The organism is Cellulosimicrobium cellulans, from assembly GCF_024124905.1.
GTDB classification, from domain to species: domain Bacteria; phylum Actinomycetota; class Actinomycetes; order Actinomycetales; family Cellulomonadaceae; genus Cellulosimicrobium; species Cellulosimicrobium cellulans_G.
Genome location: NZ_JAMXST010000004.1, coordinates 602,704 through 621,546, shown reverse-complemented (window position 1 = coordinate 621,546; position 18,843 = coordinate 602,704). Strand labels below are relative to the sequence as shown.

General features: G+C 71.9%; 12 protein-coding genes. 3 read left to right on the top strand and 9 right to left on the bottom strand.

Translation table 11 applies throughout. The features are described 5' to 3' along the window. Positions 1-79: 79 nt before the first annotated feature. The 3 genes from NHH00_RS14890 to NHH00_RS14880 all read left to right on the top strand — a co-directional run bounded on the left by NHH00_RS14890 (position 80) and on the right by NHH00_RS14880 (position 5,622). Complete coding sequence (locus NHH00_RS14890) at positions 80-2,185, top strand: alpha-1,4-glucan--maltose-1-phosphate maltosyltransferase (protein WP_374615064.1); 2,106 nt, start codon at positions 80-82, stop codon at positions 2,183-2,185. Then, the gene (gene treS, locus NHH00_RS14885; protein ID WP_253053451.1) at positions 2,182-3,975 is read left to right on the top strand and encodes a maltose alpha-D-glucosyltransferase; all 1,794 of its coding nucleotides are present in this window, start codon (positions 2,182-2,184) and stop codon (positions 3,973-3,975) included. Before NHH00_RS14890 ends, treS begins: the two co-directional genes overlap by 4 nt. An 81-nt stretch (positions 3,976-4,056) precedes the next feature. Further along, positions 4,057-5,622 carry an aminoglycoside phosphotransferase gene (locus NHH00_RS14880; protein ID WP_253053448.1) on the top strand — a complete coding sequence of 522 codons (1,566 nt, stop codon included), beginning with the start codon at positions 4,057-4,059 and terminating at the stop codon, positions 5,620-5,622. A 99-nt stretch (positions 5,623-5,721) separates the two neighbouring features. On the opposite strand, the gene NHH00_RS14875 is transcribed toward NHH00_RS14880, so the two are convergent. The 9 genes from NHH00_RS14875 to NHH00_RS14830 all read right to left on the bottom strand — a co-directional run bounded on the left by NHH00_RS14875 (position 5,722) and on the right by NHH00_RS14830 (position 18,822). Continuing rightward, the gene (locus tag NHH00_RS14875) at positions 5,722-7,068 is read right to left on the bottom strand and encodes a cellulase family glycosylhydrolase (protein WP_253053446.1); all 1,347 of its coding nucleotides are present in this window, start codon (positions 7,066-7,068) and stop codon (positions 5,722-5,724) included. 106 nt (positions 7,069-7,174) lie between these two features. After that, entirely contained in the window at positions 7,175-8,446 is a 1,272-nt protein-coding gene (locus NHH00_RS14870) for a cellulase family glycosylhydrolase (RefSeq protein ID WP_253053444.1), read from the bottom strand. Positions 8,447-8,726: 280 nt separating this feature from the next. Further along, positions 8,727-10,613: a PfkB family carbohydrate kinase gene (locus NHH00_RS21135; RefSeq protein WP_308202322.1), complete on the bottom strand. Its 1,887-nt coding sequence runs from the start codon at positions 10,611-10,613 to the stop codon at positions 8,727-8,729. Then, positions 10,610-11,890 (bottom strand): AGE family epimerase/isomerase, encoded by a 1,281-nt coding sequence (locus tag NHH00_RS14855; RefSeq protein WP_253053442.1) that lies wholly within the window; start codon positions 11,888-11,890, stop codon positions 10,610-10,612. The genes NHH00_RS21135 and NHH00_RS14855 overlap by 4 nt, the downstream gene beginning before the upstream one ends. Next, complete coding sequence (locus NHH00_RS14850) at positions 11,887-14,406, bottom strand: glycoside hydrolase family 2 protein (protein ID WP_253053440.1); 2,520 nt, start codon at positions 14,404-14,406, stop codon at positions 11,887-11,889. Before NHH00_RS14850 ends, NHH00_RS14855 begins: the two co-directional genes overlap by 4 nt. Beyond that, positions 14,403-15,269 (bottom strand): carbohydrate ABC transporter permease, encoded by an 867-nt coding sequence (locus NHH00_RS14845; protein WP_374615086.1) that lies wholly within the window; start codon positions 15,267-15,269, stop codon positions 14,403-14,405. The genes NHH00_RS14850 and NHH00_RS14845 overlap by 4 nt, the downstream gene beginning before the upstream one ends. 47 nt (positions 15,270-15,316) lie before the next feature. Next, on the bottom strand, positions 15,317-16,255 hold the full coding sequence (locus NHH00_RS14840) for a carbohydrate ABC transporter permease (RefSeq protein WP_253053437.1): 939 nt from the start codon (positions 16,253-16,255) through the stop codon (positions 15,317-15,319). A 79-nt stretch (positions 16,256-16,334) separates the two neighbouring features. Next, the gene (locus tag NHH00_RS14835) at positions 16,335-17,636 is read right to left on the bottom strand and encodes an ABC transporter substrate-binding protein (protein WP_253053436.1); all 1,302 of its coding nucleotides are present in this window, start codon (positions 17,634-17,636) and stop codon (positions 16,335-16,337) included. Between the two features lie 169 nt (positions 17,637-17,805). Continuing rightward, positions 17,806-18,822: a LacI family DNA-binding transcriptional regulator gene (locus NHH00_RS14830; protein WP_253053434.1), complete on the bottom strand. Its 1,017-nt coding sequence runs from the start codon at positions 18,820-18,822 to the stop codon at positions 17,806-17,808. Between the last annotated feature and the right edge of the window lie 21 nt (positions 18,823-18,843).

The following is an 18,843-nucleotide window of genomic DNA, read 5'->3' as shown; positions in this document are numbered from 1 at the left end:
CCCGACACCGCACCTCGTCGACGCCTGCCGAGCCCGCTCCCAGGTGCCTGCCCCCCGCGGGCCTCGATACGTTGTGCGTGTGACGTCGACCTCTCCGGCCCCCGCGCCGCACCGCACCCCCGCGACCGCCCCCCGTCCTGCCCCGCCCGCCCCGATCGGCCGCATCCCCGTGCTGGACGTCTCGCCCGTCGTCGAGGGCGGGCGGTGGCCCGCGAAGGCCGTCGTGGGCGAGATGGTGCCGGTCGAGGCGACCGTGTTCCGCGAGGGGCACGACGCCGTCGCCGCGACCGCCGTCCTCGTCGCCCCCGACGGCGCCGAGCGCACCGCGCGCATGGTGGACGTGGCGCCCGGCCTCGACCGGTTCCGCGCCACGCTGCACCCCGACGCGATCGGCGACTGGTCGTTGCGGGTCGAGGCGTGGAGCGACCCCTACGGCACGTGGGCGCACGACGCGACCGTGAAGATCGCCGCGGGCGTCGACGTCGACCTCATGCTCGCCGAGGGGGTCCGGCTCTTCGAGCGCGTCCTGGCCGACGCGGTCCCCCTCCCGGGCGCCGACGGCACCCCGGGCACCCGGTCGCCGCAGGACGCGCGCACGCTCGCCGACGCGGCAGCCGCCCTCGCCGACGCGAGCCGCCCCGCCGAGGCCCGCCTCGCCGCGGCGACGTCGCCCGAGGTGCGCGACGTCCTGGACCGCGCGCCCCTGCGCGACCACGTGACGGCGTCGGCCACCTACGACCTGCGCGTCGAACGACCGCTGGCGCTCGCGGGTGCGTGGTACGAGATGTTCCCGCGCTCCGAGGGTGCGCGCCGGATGAAGGACGGCCGCTGGCGCTCCGGGACGTTCACCGCGGCGGCCCGGCGCCTGCCGGCGATCGCCGCGATGGGGTTCGACGTCGTCTACCTCACGCCCGTCCACCCCATCGGCACGACCCACCGCAAGGGCCGCAACAACTCCCTCACGGCGCTCCCCGGCGACCCGGGCAGCCCGTACGCGATCGGCTCGAAGGACGGCGGCCACGACGCGATCCACCCCGAGCTCGGGAGCGACCGCACGTTCCGCGCGTTCGTCAAGGAGGCGCGGCGCAACGGGCTCGAGGTCGCGATCGACCTCGCGCTGCAGTGCTCGCCCGACCACCCGTGGGTGACCGAGCACCCCGAGTGGTTCACGACCCGCGTCGACGGCTCGATCGCGTACGCCGAGAACCCGCCCAAGAAGTACCAGGACATCTATCCCCTGAACTTCGACAACGACCCCGCGGGCATCTACGCCGAGGTGCTCCGCGTGGTCCGCGTGTGGATCGACCGGGGCGTCACCGCGTTCCGCGTCGACAACCCGCACACCAAGCCGCTCGACTTCTGGGAGTGGCTCCTGGCCGAGGTGCGCGCGACGAACCCCGAGGTCGTGTTCCTCTCCGAGGCGTTCACCAAGCCCGCGATGATGCACACGCTCGCGCGGATCGGGTTCCACCAGTCGTACACGTACTTCACGTGGCGCAACACCCGCGACGAGCTCGCCGAGTACCTCACCGAGGTGTCGGGCGAGGCCGGCGCGTACATGCGGCCCAGCTTCTGGCCGACGACGCACGACATCCTCCCGCCCTACCTCCAGCACGGCGGGGTGGCCGGGTTCGCGGTGCGCGCGGTGCTCGCCGCGACCGGGTCGCCCACGTGGGGGATCTACTCCGGGTACGAGCTCGTGGAGAACGTGCCGCGGCCAGGAGTCGAGGAGCAGATCGACAACGAGAAGTACGAGTACAAGCCGCGCGACTGGGCGCTCGCGGAGGAGATCGGGATCTCGACGCTGCTCACGCGGCTCAACGAGGTCCGGCGCGACCACCCCGCGCTGCGCCAGCTCCGCAACCTCACCGTCCACCCGACGACGAACGACCAGGTGCTCGCGTTCTCCCGGCACCTGCCCGCCGAGCACTCGCCGACCGGCGAGGCCGACACGGTCGTCGTCGTCGTGAACCTCGACCCCCACTCCCCGCAGGAGTCGAACGTGCACCTCGACCTCGCGGCCCTCGGGCTGCCTCCCCTCGCGGACGGCCAGGACCCGTGGGCGCCGTCCTTCGTCGCGCACGACGAGCTGTCCGGCGAGAGCTACGGCTGGGGCCAGGACGTCTACGTGCGGCTCGAGCCGATGCGCCAGGTCGCGCACGTCGTGCACGTGAGGCCTGCATGACGTTCCCTCGCGACGCTGCACCGGTCCCCGTGCGCGGTCCCGCTGCCGGCCCCGCCCCCGTGCCGCCCATCACCGCGCCGGTCCCCGTCGCGGCGCTCCCGCCCCGGCGCCAGCCGACGGCGCCCGTCGACGCGCGCCCCGGGCTGTCCGACGACCCGGACTGGTACCGCACGGCGGTGTTCTACGAGGTGATCGTCCGCGCGTTCTCCGACTCCGACGGCAGCGGGACGGGCGACCTGCGGGGCCTCATCGACCGCCTCGACTACCTCCAGTGGCTCGGCATCGACGCGCTGTGGCTGCCGCCGTTCTACCCGTCGCCCCTGCGCGACGGCGGCTACGACGTGTCCGACTACACCGCGATCGCGCCGCAGTACGGCTCGACGTCGGACTTCGCCGAGCTCGTCAGCGAGGCGCACGCCCGCGGGATGCGCGTCGTCATCGACCTCGTCATGAACCACACGAGCGACCAGCACCCCTGGTTCCAGGCGTCGCGCGCCGACCCCGAGGGCCCGTACGGCGACTTCTACGTGTGGAGCGACGACGACACGCGCTACCAGGACGCGCGCATCATCTTCGTCGACACCGAGACGTCCAACTGGACGTTCGACCCCGTGCGCCGCCAGTTCTTCTGGCACCGGTTCTTCTCCCACCAGCCCGACCTCAACTTCGAGAACCCGCGCGTCGCCGACGCGATGCTCGACGTCGCGCGGTTCTGGCTGCAGATGGGCGTCGACGGGTTCCGCCTCGACGCCGTGCCGTACCTCTACGAGGCCGAGGGCACCAACTGCGAGAACCTGCCCCAGACGCACGAGTTCCTGCGGCGCGTGCGGCGCATGGTCGACGCCGAGTTCCCGGGACGCATCCTGCTCGCCGAGGCGAACCAGTGGCCGCGCGAGGTCGTGGACTACTTCGGCACCGAGGACGAGCCCGAGTGCCACATGTGCTTCCACTTCCCCGTGATGCCCCGCATCTACTACGCGATCCGCGACCAGCGCGCGAACCAGGTCCTGGAGATCCTCGCCGACACGCCCGACATCCCGCCCGGCGCGCAGTGGAGCACGTTCCTGCGCAACCACGACGAGCTCACCCTGGAGATGGTGTCCACCGAGGAGCGCGCGTCGATGTACGGGTGGTACGCGCCCGACCCGCGCATGCGCGCGAACGTCGGCATCCGCCGTCGGCTCGCTCCCCTGCTCGACAACTCGCGCAAGGAGGTCGAGCTCGCCCACGCGCTCCTGCTCTCCCTGCCGGGCAGCCCGTGCCTCTACTACGGCGACGAGATCGGGATGGGAGACAACATCTGGCTGCCCGACCGCGACGCGGTGCGCACCCCCATGCAGTGGACGCCCGACCGCAACGCCGGGTTCTCGACCGCCGACCCCGGCAAGGTGTACCTGCCGCTCGTGCAGTCGCTCGTGCACCACTACGGCTACGTCAACGTCGAGGCGCAGCTCGAGCAGTCGACGTCCCTGCTGCACTGGGTGCACGGCATGCTCAAGGTCCGGCGCCGCCACAAGGCGTTCGGCACGGGCGACTTCGTCGCGCTCGAGTGCGACAACGAGTCGATCCTCGCGTTCCTGCGCCGGACCGACGCCGAGACGATCCTGTGCGTCGCGAACCTCTCCGCGACCGCGCGCTCGGCCGCGGTGCACCTGCCCGACCACCCCGGGGCGACGCTCACCGACGTGTTCGGCGGGGCGCACTTCCCGGCCGTCGACGACGACGGGCGCGTCGTCATGACGTGGGGGTCGCGCGACTTCTACTGGCTCGTGGTGCACGACCCGGCGTGAGCACGGCTCCTCCCGGTCCTCGTGCGGCGGGGTCGTCGCGCGCGTGATGGCATGAAGGCGACCTGACCGGAGGAGGCACGCGTGACGGTACGGCGGACGGACCCGCCCTCGACGGAGCTCATGGGGCTCCTGGACGCCTGGCTGCCGGCGCGCCGCTGGTACCCCGTGAAGGGGGTCGCCGTGCGCCACGTGCCCTGGCTGTCCTTCGCGCTCGACGCCCCGCCGCCCGCCGCGACGCCCGGTCGACCCGACACCGGGAGGGCCGTGCGGGTCGAGCTCCACCTGCTGCGGCTCGTCGGGGACGGCGTGGACCTCGTCGTGCAGGTGCCCCTCGTGCTCGAGCCGGTGTCTCGGCCGACCGGCGCGACGCCTGGCGTCGAGAGCCAGAGCAGCGACACGCCGGGCGGGGCGGCGCCGATCGGGACGCTCGCCCCGGGCGGCACCGACGACGCCGCGTGGGTCGTGCACGACGGCGCCGCGCACCCCGCGTGCTGGGCGGCCCTCCTGGCCGTGGCGCAGTGGGAGGACCCAGGCACAGCACCGGACGGGGCGAGTCCCCGCGACGGGGGCCGCGACGCCGACACCGACCTCACCGGTGGACGCGCGCTGAGCGTCGAGCAGTCGAACAGCTCGGTGCTGCTGCCGCGGGTCGCCGGCGGGAGCATGCTCAAGGTCCTGCGCGCCATCGCGATCGGCCCCAACCCCGACGTCACCATCCCCCGCGCGCTGGCGGCCCAGGGCTGGGCCGGGGTTCCCCGGCCGCTCGCATGGCTCGAGGTGACGTGGGACGCGGAGGACGACCCGGCCGCCGTCGACCCGGGCGTGGACCACCGACCGGGCGAGCCGACCGCGGGAGGCGGGGCACCGGCGTCGGGCACCGCTCCGGGCCAGGAGGCTCCCCGCTCCGCGCACCTGGCCATCCTCAGCGAGTTCGTCGAGGGCGCGCGCGACGGGTTCGACCTCGCGTGCTCCTACGCCGGGCAGGGCGCGTCGTTCGCCGACCTGGCGGCCGACCTGGGGCGCGTGCTCGCCGACCTCCACGCCGCGCTCCGGCGGGCGTTCGGCGTCGGGTCGCCGGTCGACGCGCGCTGGCTCGTCGCCGACCTGCGGCGGCGCGCGGACGAGGCCGTCGCGTCGTCGCGCGCGCTGGGGCGGCGCGCGGACGACGTCGCCGCCTTCTGGGACCGCACGTCCGCGCGCCTCGCGAACGTGACGCGCGTCCCCGACGCGCTCCCCCGGCTGCAGACCGTCCACGGCGACCTGCACCTCGGCCAGGTGCTGCACGCGCGCCGCTTCGGCTGGAAGGTGCTCGACTTCGAGGGCGAGCCCCTGCGCCCGGTCGCCGAGCGCACGCGCCCCGACCTCGCGCTGCGCGACGTCGCCGGGATCGTGCGCTCGTTCGACTACGCCGCCGCCGTCGGACGCGCGCCCGACGCCGCGTGGGCCGTCCAGGCGCGCACCGCGTTCCTCGACGCCTACGACCGGGCCGACACGGCCGGCGTCGACCGCGCGACGTCCGAGGCGCTCGTCCGGGCGCTCACGCTCGACAAGGCGCTCTACGAGGTCGTCTACGAGTCGCGCAACCGCCCCGACTGGGAGCCCATCCCCCTCGCCGCGGTGGACCGCCTGCTGGCGGGGAACGCCTGACCCGTCCACGAGGACGGCACCGCCCCGTGAGGTCGACGGCGGGTACGGCAAGGTGGAGGCGCGGCCGAGACCGCGCCTCCACCTCACCGAGCCGGTCTCCTAGCCTGCCGAGCAGTCGACGACCGGTGCCAGCACCGGAGCGTCGCCTCGGCCCGAGAAACCGTAGGTGATGGTCCCGCCGGCCGGCACGCGCGCGTTCCACGACTCGGCGGTGACCGTCGCGATCCCGTCGTCCACGGAGAGCGCACCGTGCCAGGTCTGCACGAGCTCGCTGCCCGCGGGCACGCGCCACGAGGTGGACCACGTCGAGACGGGCTCGCCGTCGAACTCCACCCGCACCTGACCCTGGTAGCCACCCGGCCACAGGTACTGGATCTCCAGCTCGGCCGAGCATCCGTCCGCGCGGCTCGCGAAGACCGATGCCTCGTGCGACGTCTCGGCGATGCCGTCCGGGCCGGAGATCAGGCGCTCGCCCCAGGGGGACGGAGCGGCCGGGTCGAAGCCCTGGACGAGGTCCAGGTCCTCCACGCCACCGCTGTTGCCGCTCCAGGACCACCCGAACCAGCCGAGGCCGAGGCGCCGCGACTCGGCGAGGATGGTGTCCTCGTCGACGTCGTTACCGTAGTGCGCCGGGCCGAACTCGCCGACGATCAGCGGCAGTCCGGCGTCGACGAAGTGCTCCAGGTAGTCCGTGACCACCGCGCCGTCGCCGTACACCTCGTACATGTGGACGGAGAACACGACGTTCGCGTCGGGGTCGGCGTCGAACACCTGCCGCGCCTGGGAGTACATCGTCCGCGACCAGTCCTGGCCCCAGTTCGGGGCGTCGACGACGATCGTGTGCTCGTACCCGATGTCCCGCAGGCGCTGGACCGCGGCCGACGTCCGCGCCGCCCACTCGTCGGCGACCGGACCGTTGCCGATCGGCTCGTTGCCGATGTTGACGAGGACCCTGTCCTCCGTTCCGGCGAGCGTCGGGTACAGGTCCTCCCAGTAGTCGACAGCGCGGTCGAGCGACACCGCGGCGGGCGCGTACTCGTCCCCGTAGCCCGTCGTGTCGTGCACCTCCAGGGCGCACACGAGCCGGTTCGCGTCGCACTCGCGGACGACGCGCGCAACGTCCGCCGGGTCGTTGCGGGTCCATTGGTCGCCGCTGGACAGGACGACGCGCACCGCGTTGGCGCCCGTGCCCTTGATGTCCTCGAACGCCTGGAACTCGTGGGTGTACCAGGTGTGCGCGTGGTTGATCCCGCGGAGGACGAGGTCGCTCCCGTCCGCCTCGACGAGCCGACCGTCGACGACGTGCAGACCGTCCGTGGTCGCCTCGTCGGCGGCTGCCGGACCGGCGAGCGCAAGCGCTCCCGACCCGGCGAGGGCGAGCGCAGCGACGTACGCCGGGACCGACGTCGCCCGGGTACGGAGCTGTCGTGTGCTGTTCCTACTCATCGAACTCCTTCGTCCTGCGCTCGCGCACGAGCGCGCTCACCATCCGCTATCGGATGGACTCCAAGATGAACCGCTTCATGCGCGTGACACGCTGCGGCGGACCGGTCTAGCGGTCGGCGGACGAGCCGCGCACGACGCACGAGGCGCTGTTCTCCCAGCCCCACCCGTCCCCGTCCGGGTCCGACGACGCGCTCGCGCAGTACGGGTACCCGTTCGGTGCCGTGCTCCCGCTCCCGGAGCCACCGCCGGAACCCGTGTCCGCGGAGGAGCCGCGCACCACGCACGACGCGCTGCTCTCCCAGCCCCACCCGTCCCCGTCCGGGTCCGACGACGCGCTCGCGCAGTACGGGTACCCGTTGGGTGCCGTACCGGCTCCGCCGTCTCCATCGCCGCCGTCGCCCCCGTACACCGAGGCCACGGGCGCGTTGCGGGCCCTGAGCCCGTCGGCGCCGTGGACGAACCGCTGCCCCCACGGCGTGAGCGAGCTCGCGGAGAACCCGTTCACCATGTCCAGGTACTCGACGCCGCCCCCGTTGCCGGACCACGACCAGCCGAGCATCCCGATCCCCTGCGACCGCGTGTAGCTCATGATCGTGGCCTCGTCCGGGTTCCCGTCCGAGTGGTTGTCACCGAACTCGCCGACCATGATCGGCAGCCCTCGGCTCGTGAAGGAGTCGAGGTACGCGCGCACCTCCGCCCCGGTGTCGAAGACGCCGTACATGTGGACGGAGAAGACCACGTTCCCGTCCGCGGCCGCGACCGTCGGGGCGTTGTCGCGCATGGTGAACGACCAGTCCTGTCCCCAGTTCGGGGCGTCCACGACGAGCGTGTGGTCGAGGCCCGCCGCGCGCAGGGTCCGGATCGCCGCGATCGTGTCCGTCGTCCAGCTCTGGAAGCCGGAGTTGCCGAAGGGCTCGTTGCCGATGTTGATCATCACGTACCGCTCCTGGCCGCGCAGGACCGACGCGATGCTGGTCCAGTACTGCGCCGCGCTCGCGAGCGACCGGGCGCTGCCGTCCTCGCCGTAGCCCGTCGTGTCGTGGTTCTCGAGGATGCACACGAGCTGGTTCTGCTTGCAGCGCTCGACCACGGCGCTCACGTCGGCCGCCGAGCTCGTCCCGTACCGGCCGCCCGACAGCACGACGCGGACGGTGTTCGCGCCGGCGGCGCGGATGTCGGCGAAGGACTGCGTCTGCGACGGGTACCAGGCGTGCGCGTGGTTGACGCCGACCGGCACGAAGCGGTTGCCGTTCGCGTCGTAGATCCTCCCGTCCTGGACGGAGAACCCGTCGCTCGCGACGCTCGCCCCCTGCGCGAGCGCCGGCACGGCGAGCAGGGCGAGCACCGCGCCCAGGGCGATGGCGAACAGTCGTCTCATCGATCTTCCTCCCGAACCGGGCGTCGTCGCCCGGCCTGCTCGGTGGACGTCGTCGTCGGGTTCGTCCGCGAACCCTCATCCGGCCCGTCGTGGCCCGATGACACCGTCAGCGCTTAAGCGCTTCATGTCGAAGGTAGCGCATCCCCGAAGAGAATTCCAGGGTGTCTTGCGGCCGTATCGGCGCCCTCCACGACGCACTGCCCCGCCCGTGGCCTGCGGGAGAGCGGGGCGGGGCGTCGGAAGGACGCCCCGCCCCGCTCTCCCGCCGGAGTCGGGGAGCTCAGTCGCGCGAGCGCGTCCGCAGCTCCTCGTAGGCGCGCCGGACGACCTCCGCGCCCGGCTTGCCGTACATGCAGTAGTCGTCGTTCGCCGCGGCCTCGGACTCCGCGTACAGCGGCGACGGCCAGTCCCAGAGGAAGTACCCGGAGACCCAGGGCCGACGGGCGCAGGCGGCGAACATCTCGGCGAGCCAGTCCGCCTGCGCCGCACCCGACGGCGACCCCGCGAGGTTCCAGTCGTTCGGGCGCGCCGGGGAGCCCTCGCGGCTCGGGCAGCCCGCCTCCAGGAAGACGAACGGCTTGTCCTCGCGCGCGACGACGGCCTCGATCCGGTCGAGGTGGTGCTCCCACGTCCCGGCCGGGTAGTAGCCCGAGCTCCCGATCACGTCGACCGCGTCCCACCAGGTGACGCGGTCCTCCTGGTACTTGTCGCAGTTGTAGGTCACCAGGCCGCCGTAGACCTCGCGCACGGCCGCGACGACGGCCCGCCACTGTGCGTCGCGCCCGTCGGCCCGCACCATCTCGCACCCGACGCAGAACATCTCCGCGCCCTCCTCCGCCGCGATGCGCGCGTGGTGCACGACGAACTCCGTGTACGACGCGAACCACTCGTCCCACGACGGCTCGCCCGGCACGTCCTCGTCGAAGAAGCCGATGAACGCTCGCCATGTCCCGTCCGCGGAGTCGACCACCGGCTTGAGGCACACCTTCCAGCCCCGAGCCTTCGCCGCCCGGATCGCGGCACGCACCTCGTCGTCGGTCACCGTCGGCTCGTCGCCGTAGCGGACCGTGGTCGACTGCGGCGTGTCCTGCTTCGCCGAGAACGTCACGGCGACCCAGTCCACGCCCAGGTCTCGGAGCTCGTCCATGGAACGCTCGGCGCCCGGACCGGTCCAGGCCCCGCGCACGCCCGTCCATCCCCAGGTCATGCCGGTCACGGGCGCCCCGGCGAACGGCGCGGGCCGCACCGGGCCCTCGACCGCGCGCAGCTCGGCCCGCGTCGGCGGGTTCGCGCCTGCACGGGACACCGTGACCGACGCGGCGACCGCCGCGGACCGTGCCGCGGTCCGCACCGCCGCGTCCGACAGTCGGCGCAGGACGTCCGCGCCTCCCGGGCCGCGCACCCCGCGCGCCGCGAGCGCGTCGAGCAGCGCCCCCGTGAACGTGTCGCCCGCGCCGACGGTGTCGACGACGTCGACCGCACGGCCCGGGACCTCGACGAGACGGCCGTCATGGCGGACGATCGTCGCGCCGTCGCCCCCACGCGTCACGACGACGAGGGCCGCGCCCCACGCCGACCAGCCGCGCGCGACGTCGAGCGGGTCGGCCCCCGGGGCGAACCACGCGAGGTCCTCGTCGCTCACCTTGACGACGTCGGCGAGCGCGACGAGCTCCTCGACGCGGGCCCGGACCGCCGCGGGGTCGTCGACGAGAGCGGGGCGCACGTTGGGGTCGTACGAGACGACGGCGGAGGAACGCGCCCGGCGGACGACGTCCCGGACCACGTCGGCGCCCGGAGACAGCACCGCCGCGACGGACCCGACGTGAACGACCTCCGCGTCGCCGAGCTCCACCTGCCCGAGGTCCCACGCGAGGTCGAAGGCGTACGTCGCCTGCCCCTGGGCGTCCAGGGACACCGTCGCCGCCGACGTCCGGCCCGTCGACGGCACGTGCGCGTCCACCTCCACGTCGCTCGCGGCGAGCCAGTCACGGACCAGGGCGCCGCGCTCGTCGGGGGCGAGCGCCGTGGCGAGCACCACCTCACGACCGAGCCGGCCGAGCGTGAGCGCGACGTTCGCGGGGCTTCCGCCGGGCAGGTCTCGGGTGGCTCCCGGACCGTCGGAGACGATGTCGACGAGAGCCTCGCCGACCACGAGGAAGCGCGTCACGAGGCCACCTGCCCGTCGTGGACGGCGCGCGCGATCGACGGGCCGAGCGGGAGCCGCGGCAGGAGCGTCGCCTGGACCGCATGGTAGAGGTCGGGCTTGCCGGGCCAGGTGATCCCCGCAGGGCGGTTCGACGGGTCGAGCTCGTGGTGCCACGATCCCCCGTCGTGGTCCACCACGAAGGTCACCGCGTAGTCCCACCAGGTCGCGTACAGGTCGGCGTAGCGGGCGTCACCCGTCCGTCGGTGCAAGGCGTCCGCGGCGGCGATCGCCTCGGCGACGACCCAGTGCATGCGCTCGCGCACGACGGGCGCGCCGGACCAGTCGGTCGTGTAGACGAACCCGTCCGCGCCGTCCACGGCCCAGCCGTCGGCCACCGCGCGGTCGAACAGCACGCTCGCAGTCGGGCTTAGGTCGGACGGCGCGAGCGTGCCCAGCGCGACCTCGAGGTGCAGGAGCAGCCGGGACCACTCGAGGCCGTGCCCGACGGTCGCCCCGTAGGGCTTGAACGGGTCGGCGGGCCGGTCGGCGTTGAGCTCCAGGTCCGGCGTCCACGTGACGTCGAAGTGCTCGGGCAGCCGCCCGTCGTGGTCCCCGGCGAGCCGCACGACGAGCCGGGAGACGCGCGCGGCGCGGTCGCGCCACGCGACGTCCCCGGTGGCGTCGGCGACGGCGAGCATCGCCTCGACCGCGTGCATGTTTGCGTTGAGGCCCCGGTACGGGTCGAGGACGGTGAACGACGCGTCCCACGTGTCGACCACGAGCCCGGTCGCGTCGTCCCAGAAGCGCTCGAGGAACACCGAGCACGCGTCGGTGAGCAGGGCCAGCGCACCCGGCAGGCCGGCCAGGGTCGCGCTCGACGCGGCGAGCAGGACGAACGCGTGGTCGTAGGCGGACTTGCCTGCGCCGAGGTCGGGCGCGCCCTGCGCGTCGAGGGCGTGGAACCACCCGCCGTGCTCGGCGTCATGCAGCGGTCCCAGCAGGCCGTCGAGCGCCCCGCGCGCGACCGGCTCGCACCCGGGCACGCCCAGCATCGCACCGAGCGCGTAGACGTGGACGGTCCGGCACGTGATCCACGTCTGGACGCCTGCCTCCGGGTCGGGGGTCCCGGACCCGTCGAGGTAGGCCGCTCCTCCGCCCGGGGCGACGACGCGACGCCCGAACCCGAGCAGCGACCGCGTGTGCGCGTCGAGCCACGCCAGGTGCGTCTCGCGCTCGGTCCAGGCGAGCTCGTCGCGCACACCGCCACGCGGTCGGCGGTCGATCGTCGGCGCCGTCATGCCGACACCGCCGGCCGGCGCGACACGAGCTGGTTGACGCTGCGCAGCACCCGCGGGTCGGCGAGCGCGGACCTGTCCAGCGTGGTCGGGGCCGTCACGTGGAAGGTCACGCTCTCGCCCGCCAGCAGGTCGACGAGCGCGTCGTCGACCACGGCGTCCGGGTGGACCTTGTCAGCGAGCAGCGACAGCCCCCGCACGACGGTGTCGGTCGTGACGCGTACCCGCGCCCCGTCCTCCGTCGAGGTCACCTCGACGTGGAGCGCGGGGCTGCTCAGCGCGCTGTCGCGAGGCTCGGTGTAGAACCACGTCGCGCTCTCGTGCCCGAGGGAGGCCACCAGGAGCTCGCCCGCCGCGTCCTGCGCCCGGGCGACGTCCGCCGGCACGGGGATCGTCGTCGTGGTGCGCGGCGCGAGGTCGACCGGGACCTTGACCGCCTCGATCTCGACGCCGTCGTACCGGATCCGCCGCAGGACGAGGTCGCCCCGCCAGCCCTCCGCACTGTCGTTCACGAGGGCGACCACGAGCTCGCCCGCCTCGCCCCGCGGCTGCACGGTGAGCAGCCGGTCGGCGAAGGCGTGCCGCAGCGCGACCAGGAGCGGCTTCTCGCGGCCGTCACCGTCGACCGCGGCCCACGAGGTCACCGGCCAGCAGTCGTTGAGCTGCCACACGACCGCCCCCATGCACCGCGGGGACCACGAGCGGTAGTGCTCGATCGCGGTCCGGACCGCGATCGCCTGGTTCCAGGACATCGCCCAGTGCCAGTCCTCCATCGCGTCGGGCAGCGGGACGTGCGCGACGAGCCCGTCGGTGAGCTTGTCGTTGCCCTGCATCGCCTTCTGGTGGACGAGCATCCCGGGTGACTCAGGGGTGAGCGGGTCGTCGCTGATCGCCCGGGTGAGGGTCGACCACGCCGGCGGACCCTGCCACCCGAACTCCGCCATGAAGCGTGGCACCGTGTCCCGGTAGTGCGGCCAGTCCTGCCGGTTCCACAGCTCCCACTCGTGCATCGAGCCGTGTCGCGGGTCGTTCGGGTGCACCTCCAGGCTGCCGGACCACGGGCTCGACGGCGTGTACGCGCAGTCGGGATCGAGCTCCGCGACGACGCGCGGGAGCAGCTCCGTGTAGTACCCCAGCCCCCACGTGCGCCCGTCGAGGCGCTGTCGCCAGCTCCAGTCGTGGAAGCCCCAGATGTTCTCGTTGCTGCCGTTCCAGAGCACGAGCGACGCGTGGTGCCCGAGACGGGCGACGTTGTCACGCACCTCCGCCTCGACCTCCGACCGTAGCGGGTCCTCCTCGGCGTAGGCCGCGCAGGCGAAGAGGAAGTCCTGCCACGTGAGGACGCCACGCTCGTCGCACAGATCGTAGAAGTCGTCCGACTCGTAGATCCCGCCGCCCCACACGCGCAACAGGTTCAGGTTCGCCGAGACTGCCTGGTCGATGCGCGCCGCGTACCTCTCGCGTGTCACGCGGTGCGGGAAGGCGTCGTCCGGGATCCAGTTCGCGCCACGCACCCAGACGGGGACGCCGTTGACCACGAAGCGGAACGAGGTCCCGTCGTCGTCGGGCTCGATCTCGAGCGCGGCCGTCCGGAAGCCGACACGGCGCGCCGAGGTGTCGAGCACGTCCGCACCCGCACGCAGCTCGACGTCGACGGCGTACAGCGGCTGGTCCCCGTGGGTCCGGGGCCACCACAGATCGACCTCGGGCACGACGACGTCGACCTCCGCCCGGTCGCCGTCCGTCGGGACCTGGGCCCGGACGCCCGCGACGGTCGCCGCCAGCGTCAGCCCCGTGCCTCCCGAGCCGGAGCGCTCGACCTCGGCCACGACGCGCACCCGGCCAGCGGCGGCCTCGGCACCGTTCGTCGAGGCGGGCTCGGCGACGGAGGCGTGCACGCGCACCTGTGCGAGCCGCGCGACGGACCACGACTCGAGTCGGACGGGACGCCAGATTCCGGACGTCGCGGTGTCGGGACCCCAGTCCCACCCGAAGCTGCACGCCATCTTGCGCATCGCGTTGAAGGGGTGCTGGTTGACCTGGGGACGGTAGCCGAGGAGAAGGCTCTGCCGGTCCGCGTACGGGACGGGCGCGGCGAACCGCACCACGAGCTCGTTCTCGCCCTCGACGAGCAGCGGACCGACGTCGAACCGGTAGGTGCGGTGCATGTTCGCCGTCGAGCCCACCACCGTCCCGTTGAGCCGGACCTCCGCGACGGTGTCGAGGCCGTCGAAGACGAGGTCGTGCCGCTCGTGCCCGTCCGGCGCCCACGCGAAGCGGGTGGTGTACACCCAGTCGGTCCGGCCGATCCACGCGAGCAGCCGCTCGTGGTCGTCGAGGTACGGGTCGACGATCAGGCCCGCGGCGAGCAGGTCGGTGTGCACGCTCCCCGGGACCGTCGCCGGGACGTCGAACACGACCGTCCCCGCGGGGACGGGCCCCGCGACGGCGCTCACCGTCCAGCCGTCGTGCAGCTCGCGACGGGTCGTCGTGGGGACGGGAGTGGCGGTACGTGTCACTTGGTGGCTCCTGCGGTCAGGCCGTTGTAGATGTGTCGCTGGAGGAGGAGGAAGGCGATCAGGGTCGGGACGATCACGAGGATCGTGCCGGCCGCGATGACCTCCCACTCCGACCCCGTCGGCCCCTTGAACCGGAACAGGGTCGTCGAGATCACGCCGAGCTTGCTCGACGGCATGTAGAGGAAGGGGATGTAGAACTCGTTGTAGATCGCGATGCCCTTGATGATGACGACGGTCGCGATCGCCGGCTTGAGCAGCGGGAAGATGATCCGGGCGTAGATGGTGACGCGGTTGGCGCCGTCGAGCATCGCGGCCTCGTCGAGCGAGCGCGGGATCGAACGCATGAACTGCAGGAAGATGTAGATCGCGATGATGTCCGTGCCCATGAAGAGCACGATCGCGGCCCAGCGGGTGTTGAAGAGCCCCAACCCGTTGATGATCTGGAACGTCGCGACCTGCGTGGTGACCGCCGGGACGAGCGTCGCCAGCAGGAACCCTGCCATGACGACCTTCTTGCCACGGAAGTCGAACCGGTCGACGGCGTACGCGGTCATGGTGCCGATGAGGATCGTCCCGGCGAGTGCGACGACAAGGATGATCATGGTGTTCACGAAGCCCGCGAGCATGTCGCTGTCGGTGAAGGCCCTCGTGAAGTTCGAGAAGTTGAACCAGTTCTGGGGAAGGTCGAGCGGACCTGTCGTCACGTACTCCTCGCGGGACTTGAAGGCCGCGAAGAAGATCGTGAGGATCGGGACGACGGCTGCCGCGCACGCGACGACGAGACTGATGTACTTCGCCGTCGTGGCCAGCGGCCCCGCGACGGGCGCGACGCCCCTCGAGAACCGAGCGGCTGCCCCGCGCATCTTGTCCGCTGCGGTGATCCGGGTCGGCGCAGGTGCGGTGGGGGCGCTCATACCAGGTCTCCCTTCTCGTCCGGGAAGAACTTTCGTTGGATCGCGCTGATCACGAGGACGATGATCAGCAGCACGACGGCCATCGCGGAGGCGAGACCGACCTTGGAGTACCGGAACGCCGTGTCGACGGTCTGGATGACGAACGTCTCGGAACCGTTCGCGCCCTTCGTCATGATGAAGGGGATCTCGAAGACCGAGAGCGCACCCGAGACGGCGAGGATCAGGGACAGACCGACGATCTGCTTGATACCCGGAAAGATGATGTAGCGGAACTTCTGCCACGACGTCGCGCCGTCGAGGTCCGCGGCCTCGTACACGTCGCCCGGGATCGCCTGGATGGCGCCGAGGAACAGCACGAAGTTCAGGCCCATGTAGCGCCATACGGACGTGCCCGCGAGCGAGTAGTTGACGATCGACGGGTCTCCGAGCCAGTGCGGCGTCTCCTGCACGCCCACGATCCCCAGCAGAGCGTCCAACGTCCCGTCCGGGCGGAAGAAGTAGAGGAAGACGAGGCCGATCGCCACGCCGTTCAGGAGGTAGGGGAAGAAGATGACGCCCTTGAAGAAGTTACGGAACCGCGTGCTGAAGCTGAGGATCGTCGCGAAGTAGAGCGCCAGCGCGAGCTGGACGAGAGCGCCGACCAGGTAGTAGAGGCTGACGAAGAAGACCCGGAACAGCTCGGGTCGCGTGAAGATGTCGACGTAGTTCGTGAACCCGACGCCTTCCTTCACCGCATCGAGGCCGTCCCACGACGTGAAGCTGTACCAGATCATGTTCGCCACCGGCAGGTAGGTGAACACGAGCAGCAGCCCGAGCGGGACGACGAGGAACAGCCACGGGGTGAGCGACCCGGACCGTCGCCTCGGCGGTCGGGACGTAGCACTCCGCTTGCGCGGCTCGGTCGGAGTCGCCACGGTCGGACTGGTCACAGCCATGTCATGCTCATTTCGGTCGGACGGGCGTGAGGCCCCCGGCGGGGCGGCCGGGGGCCTCACGCGAACCAGGGCTCCTGCGTCAGCCGACGACGTTCGCGCGCGCGGCCGCCCAGCGGGAGTTGAGGTCGGCGAAGAAGGACTCCTTGTCGCCGTCGGCGGCGCCGCGGGCGACGTCGACCAGCTGCTTGCGGTACTTGTCGCCCCAGAGGTCGATCTCCGCCCCGTTGCTGATGTCGTTGTCCCACGTCTCCTCACCGGCAGGGGCCGGGGAGAGCTCGATCTGGTTGACGCCCAGGGCGTCGAACGTGGCCAGGCTGTCCGGTGCCGCCGCACCGACGACCGGCGAGATGCCGCCCTGCTCGGCGGCGAACGTCGACTCGTTCAGGAACCAGTCGACCCAGGCGCGTGCAGCCTCCTTGTTCTCGGAGTGCTTCGAGATCGCGAGCTTGTAGTCGCCCGAGACGGTCGAGGAGAACGTGCCTTCGGTCTGCCACGGCATCGGCCAGAAGTCGATGTCGTCCGCGGACCCCCCGGCGGCCTCGGCCGCGTCCTTCATCTGCGGCACGGCCCACGAGCCGAGCACCATGGCGCCGATCTTGCCGGTGCCGAGGAGGGTCTTGGACTCCTCCCAGTTGGTCGTCGTAGGGTCCTCCTCCGTGACGCCTGCGGCGACGACGTCGTACAGCAGGCCGTCGATCGCGTACTGCTCGTTGCCGTCGGACCACGGAGCGTCCTGCGACGTACGGATGCTCACGGCGTCGGTCCCCGCGATCGTCCCCTGGTTGTTCTGCCACTGGGTGAGGGGCCAGCCGTCGGTGTAGTTCGTGTAGTACGGGACGGCGTCGGTCTTCTCGCCGATCTGCTCGAGCGCGTCGACGAACGCCTCGGGCGTCGTCGGCGGCTCCGTGATCCCGGCCGCCTCCCAGACCTTCGTGTTCACGACGTACCCCATCGCGGTGCCGAACGTCGCGATCCCGTAGACGTCGCCGTCGTAGGCCTGCTCGTTGATGAAGCGATACTCCTGCCCGAGCTCCTCCACCGTGCCGAGGGGCTCGAAGAACTGCGGGAGCTGGTCCTTGCTCACCGAGTTCGGGACGAGGAGCACGTCGCCGTAGTCCTGCGTGTTGAGACGGATCGAGACGTCGCCCTCGTAGTCGGTGATCGCCTCGAACTCGACCGTCACGCCCGGGTTCTTCGCCTGGAACAGGTCCGCGTAGTCCTGCAGCGCGGTGTCGACGATGTCCGTGCGGTTCGTCAGGACGGTGATGGTGCCCGACAGCTCGCCATCCTCGCTGCCGCCCTCGTTCGAGCTCGAGCACGCACCGAGCGTCAGCGTCAGCGCTGTCACAGTCAGCACGGCCGCGATCTGCTTCCTTGCCATGGGGTTCCACTCCTTGGTCGTCGTTGACGTCGCCCGCTACGGGCTCCTCTTGCCCGGGCGATCACTGGCGACACGACTAGTGAAGCGCTTAAGTTTCCGTAAGTCCAACCCCGGTGTGTAACGAACCGATATCAAGACACAGCCTCGCGCGACGAGGCTCTGAAGCGCATCAGGACGCTGGACGTCCGGTCGTCCCCCGCGGGCGCAGCGTCGGAGTCGAGTCGAGGAAGCTCCCCCCGACCTCACCTGCGATCCGGTCGAACAGACGGCGAGCGACGTGTGCGCCGTAGCGCGTGACGTCGTGGCTCAGCGCCGAGAGACGCGGGAACGTCGCCTCGCACAGCGGCGAGTCGTCCCACGCGATCATCGACACCTCCTGCGGCACGCGGACACCGATCTCGCTCGCGACCCCCAGTCCCGCGACCGCCATGACGTCGTTGTCGTAGATGATCCCCGTCGGCCGGTCCACGCTCGTGAGGAGCGTCCGCGTCACCGCAGCCCCTTGGACGGCCGAATAGTCCGTCCGCACGACCACTCCCTCCGCGCCCAGCGCCGCGATCTCGTCGCGGAACGCCGCGTCGCGGATCCCCGTGTGCCCGAAACCCTCCAGGCCCGCGACTCGGGCTATCCGGCGGTGCCCGACGGCGTGCAGGTAGCGCACCGACTCACGCATCGCCGCAGCGTCGTCCGTCCACACGCTCGGCAGACCACCCGCGAGCGCCGGGTCCCCCACCACCACGGCTGGGAGCGCCTCGGGCTCGGAGAACATCGCGATCCGGGGGTCGTCGATGCTCGGGTCGACGAGGATCACCCCGTCGACCCGACGTGCCGCGCGCCACGCGCGGTAGGCCCGCAGCTCGGTCTCCTGGTCCGGGACCACCTGGAGGAGCAGCGCGTACGACCGCTTCGACAGTTCGGACTCGATGCCCGCGAGGAACTGCATGTAGAACGACTCGACCCCGAGCATCCCGGGGTCGCGCGCCAGGACCAGTCCGACAGTCTCGGTCCGTGCCCCGGAGAGAGAACGCGCGGCCGAGCTCGGCGCCCAGCCCAGGTCGGCCGCGATCCCCAGGATCCGGGCTCGGGTCGCCTCCGACACGCCGGGCCGGTTGTTCAGCGCGTACGACACCGCGCCCGTCGAGACCCCGGCCTCCCGCGCGATGTCCGCGATGGTGATCCTTGCCACGGCCCTCCTTCCTCCAGGTCG

Excerpts from the sequence above, each read along its gene's own strand:
- treS (WP_253053451.1), top strand. The coding sequence starts at position 2,182 with ATGACGTTCCCTCGCGACGCTGCACCGGTCCCCGTGCGCGGTCCCGCT.
- NHH00_RS14875 (WP_253053446.1), bottom strand. The coding sequence starts at position 7,068 with ATGAGTAGGAACAGCACACGACAGCTCCGTACCCGGGCGACGTCGGTC.
- NHH00_RS14870 (WP_253053444.1), bottom strand. The coding sequence starts at position 8,446 with ATGAGACGACTGTTCGCCATCGCCCTGGGCGCGGTGCTCGCCCTGCTC.
- NHH00_RS14855 (WP_253053442.1), bottom strand. The coding sequence starts at position 11,890 with ATGACGGCGCCGACGATCGACCGCCGACCGCGTGGCGGTGTGCGCGAC.
- NHH00_RS14845 (WP_374615086.1), bottom strand. The coding sequence starts at position 15,269 with ATGCGCGGGGCAGCCGCTCGGTTCTCGAGGGGCGTCGCGCCCGTCGCG.
- NHH00_RS14840 (WP_253053437.1), bottom strand. The coding sequence starts at position 16,255 with ATGGCTGTGACCAGTCCGACCGTGGCGACTCCGACCGAGCCGCGCAAG.
- NHH00_RS14835 (WP_253053436.1), bottom strand. The coding sequence starts at position 17,636 with ATGGCAAGGAAGCAGATCGCGGCCGTGCTGACTGTGACAGCGCTGACG.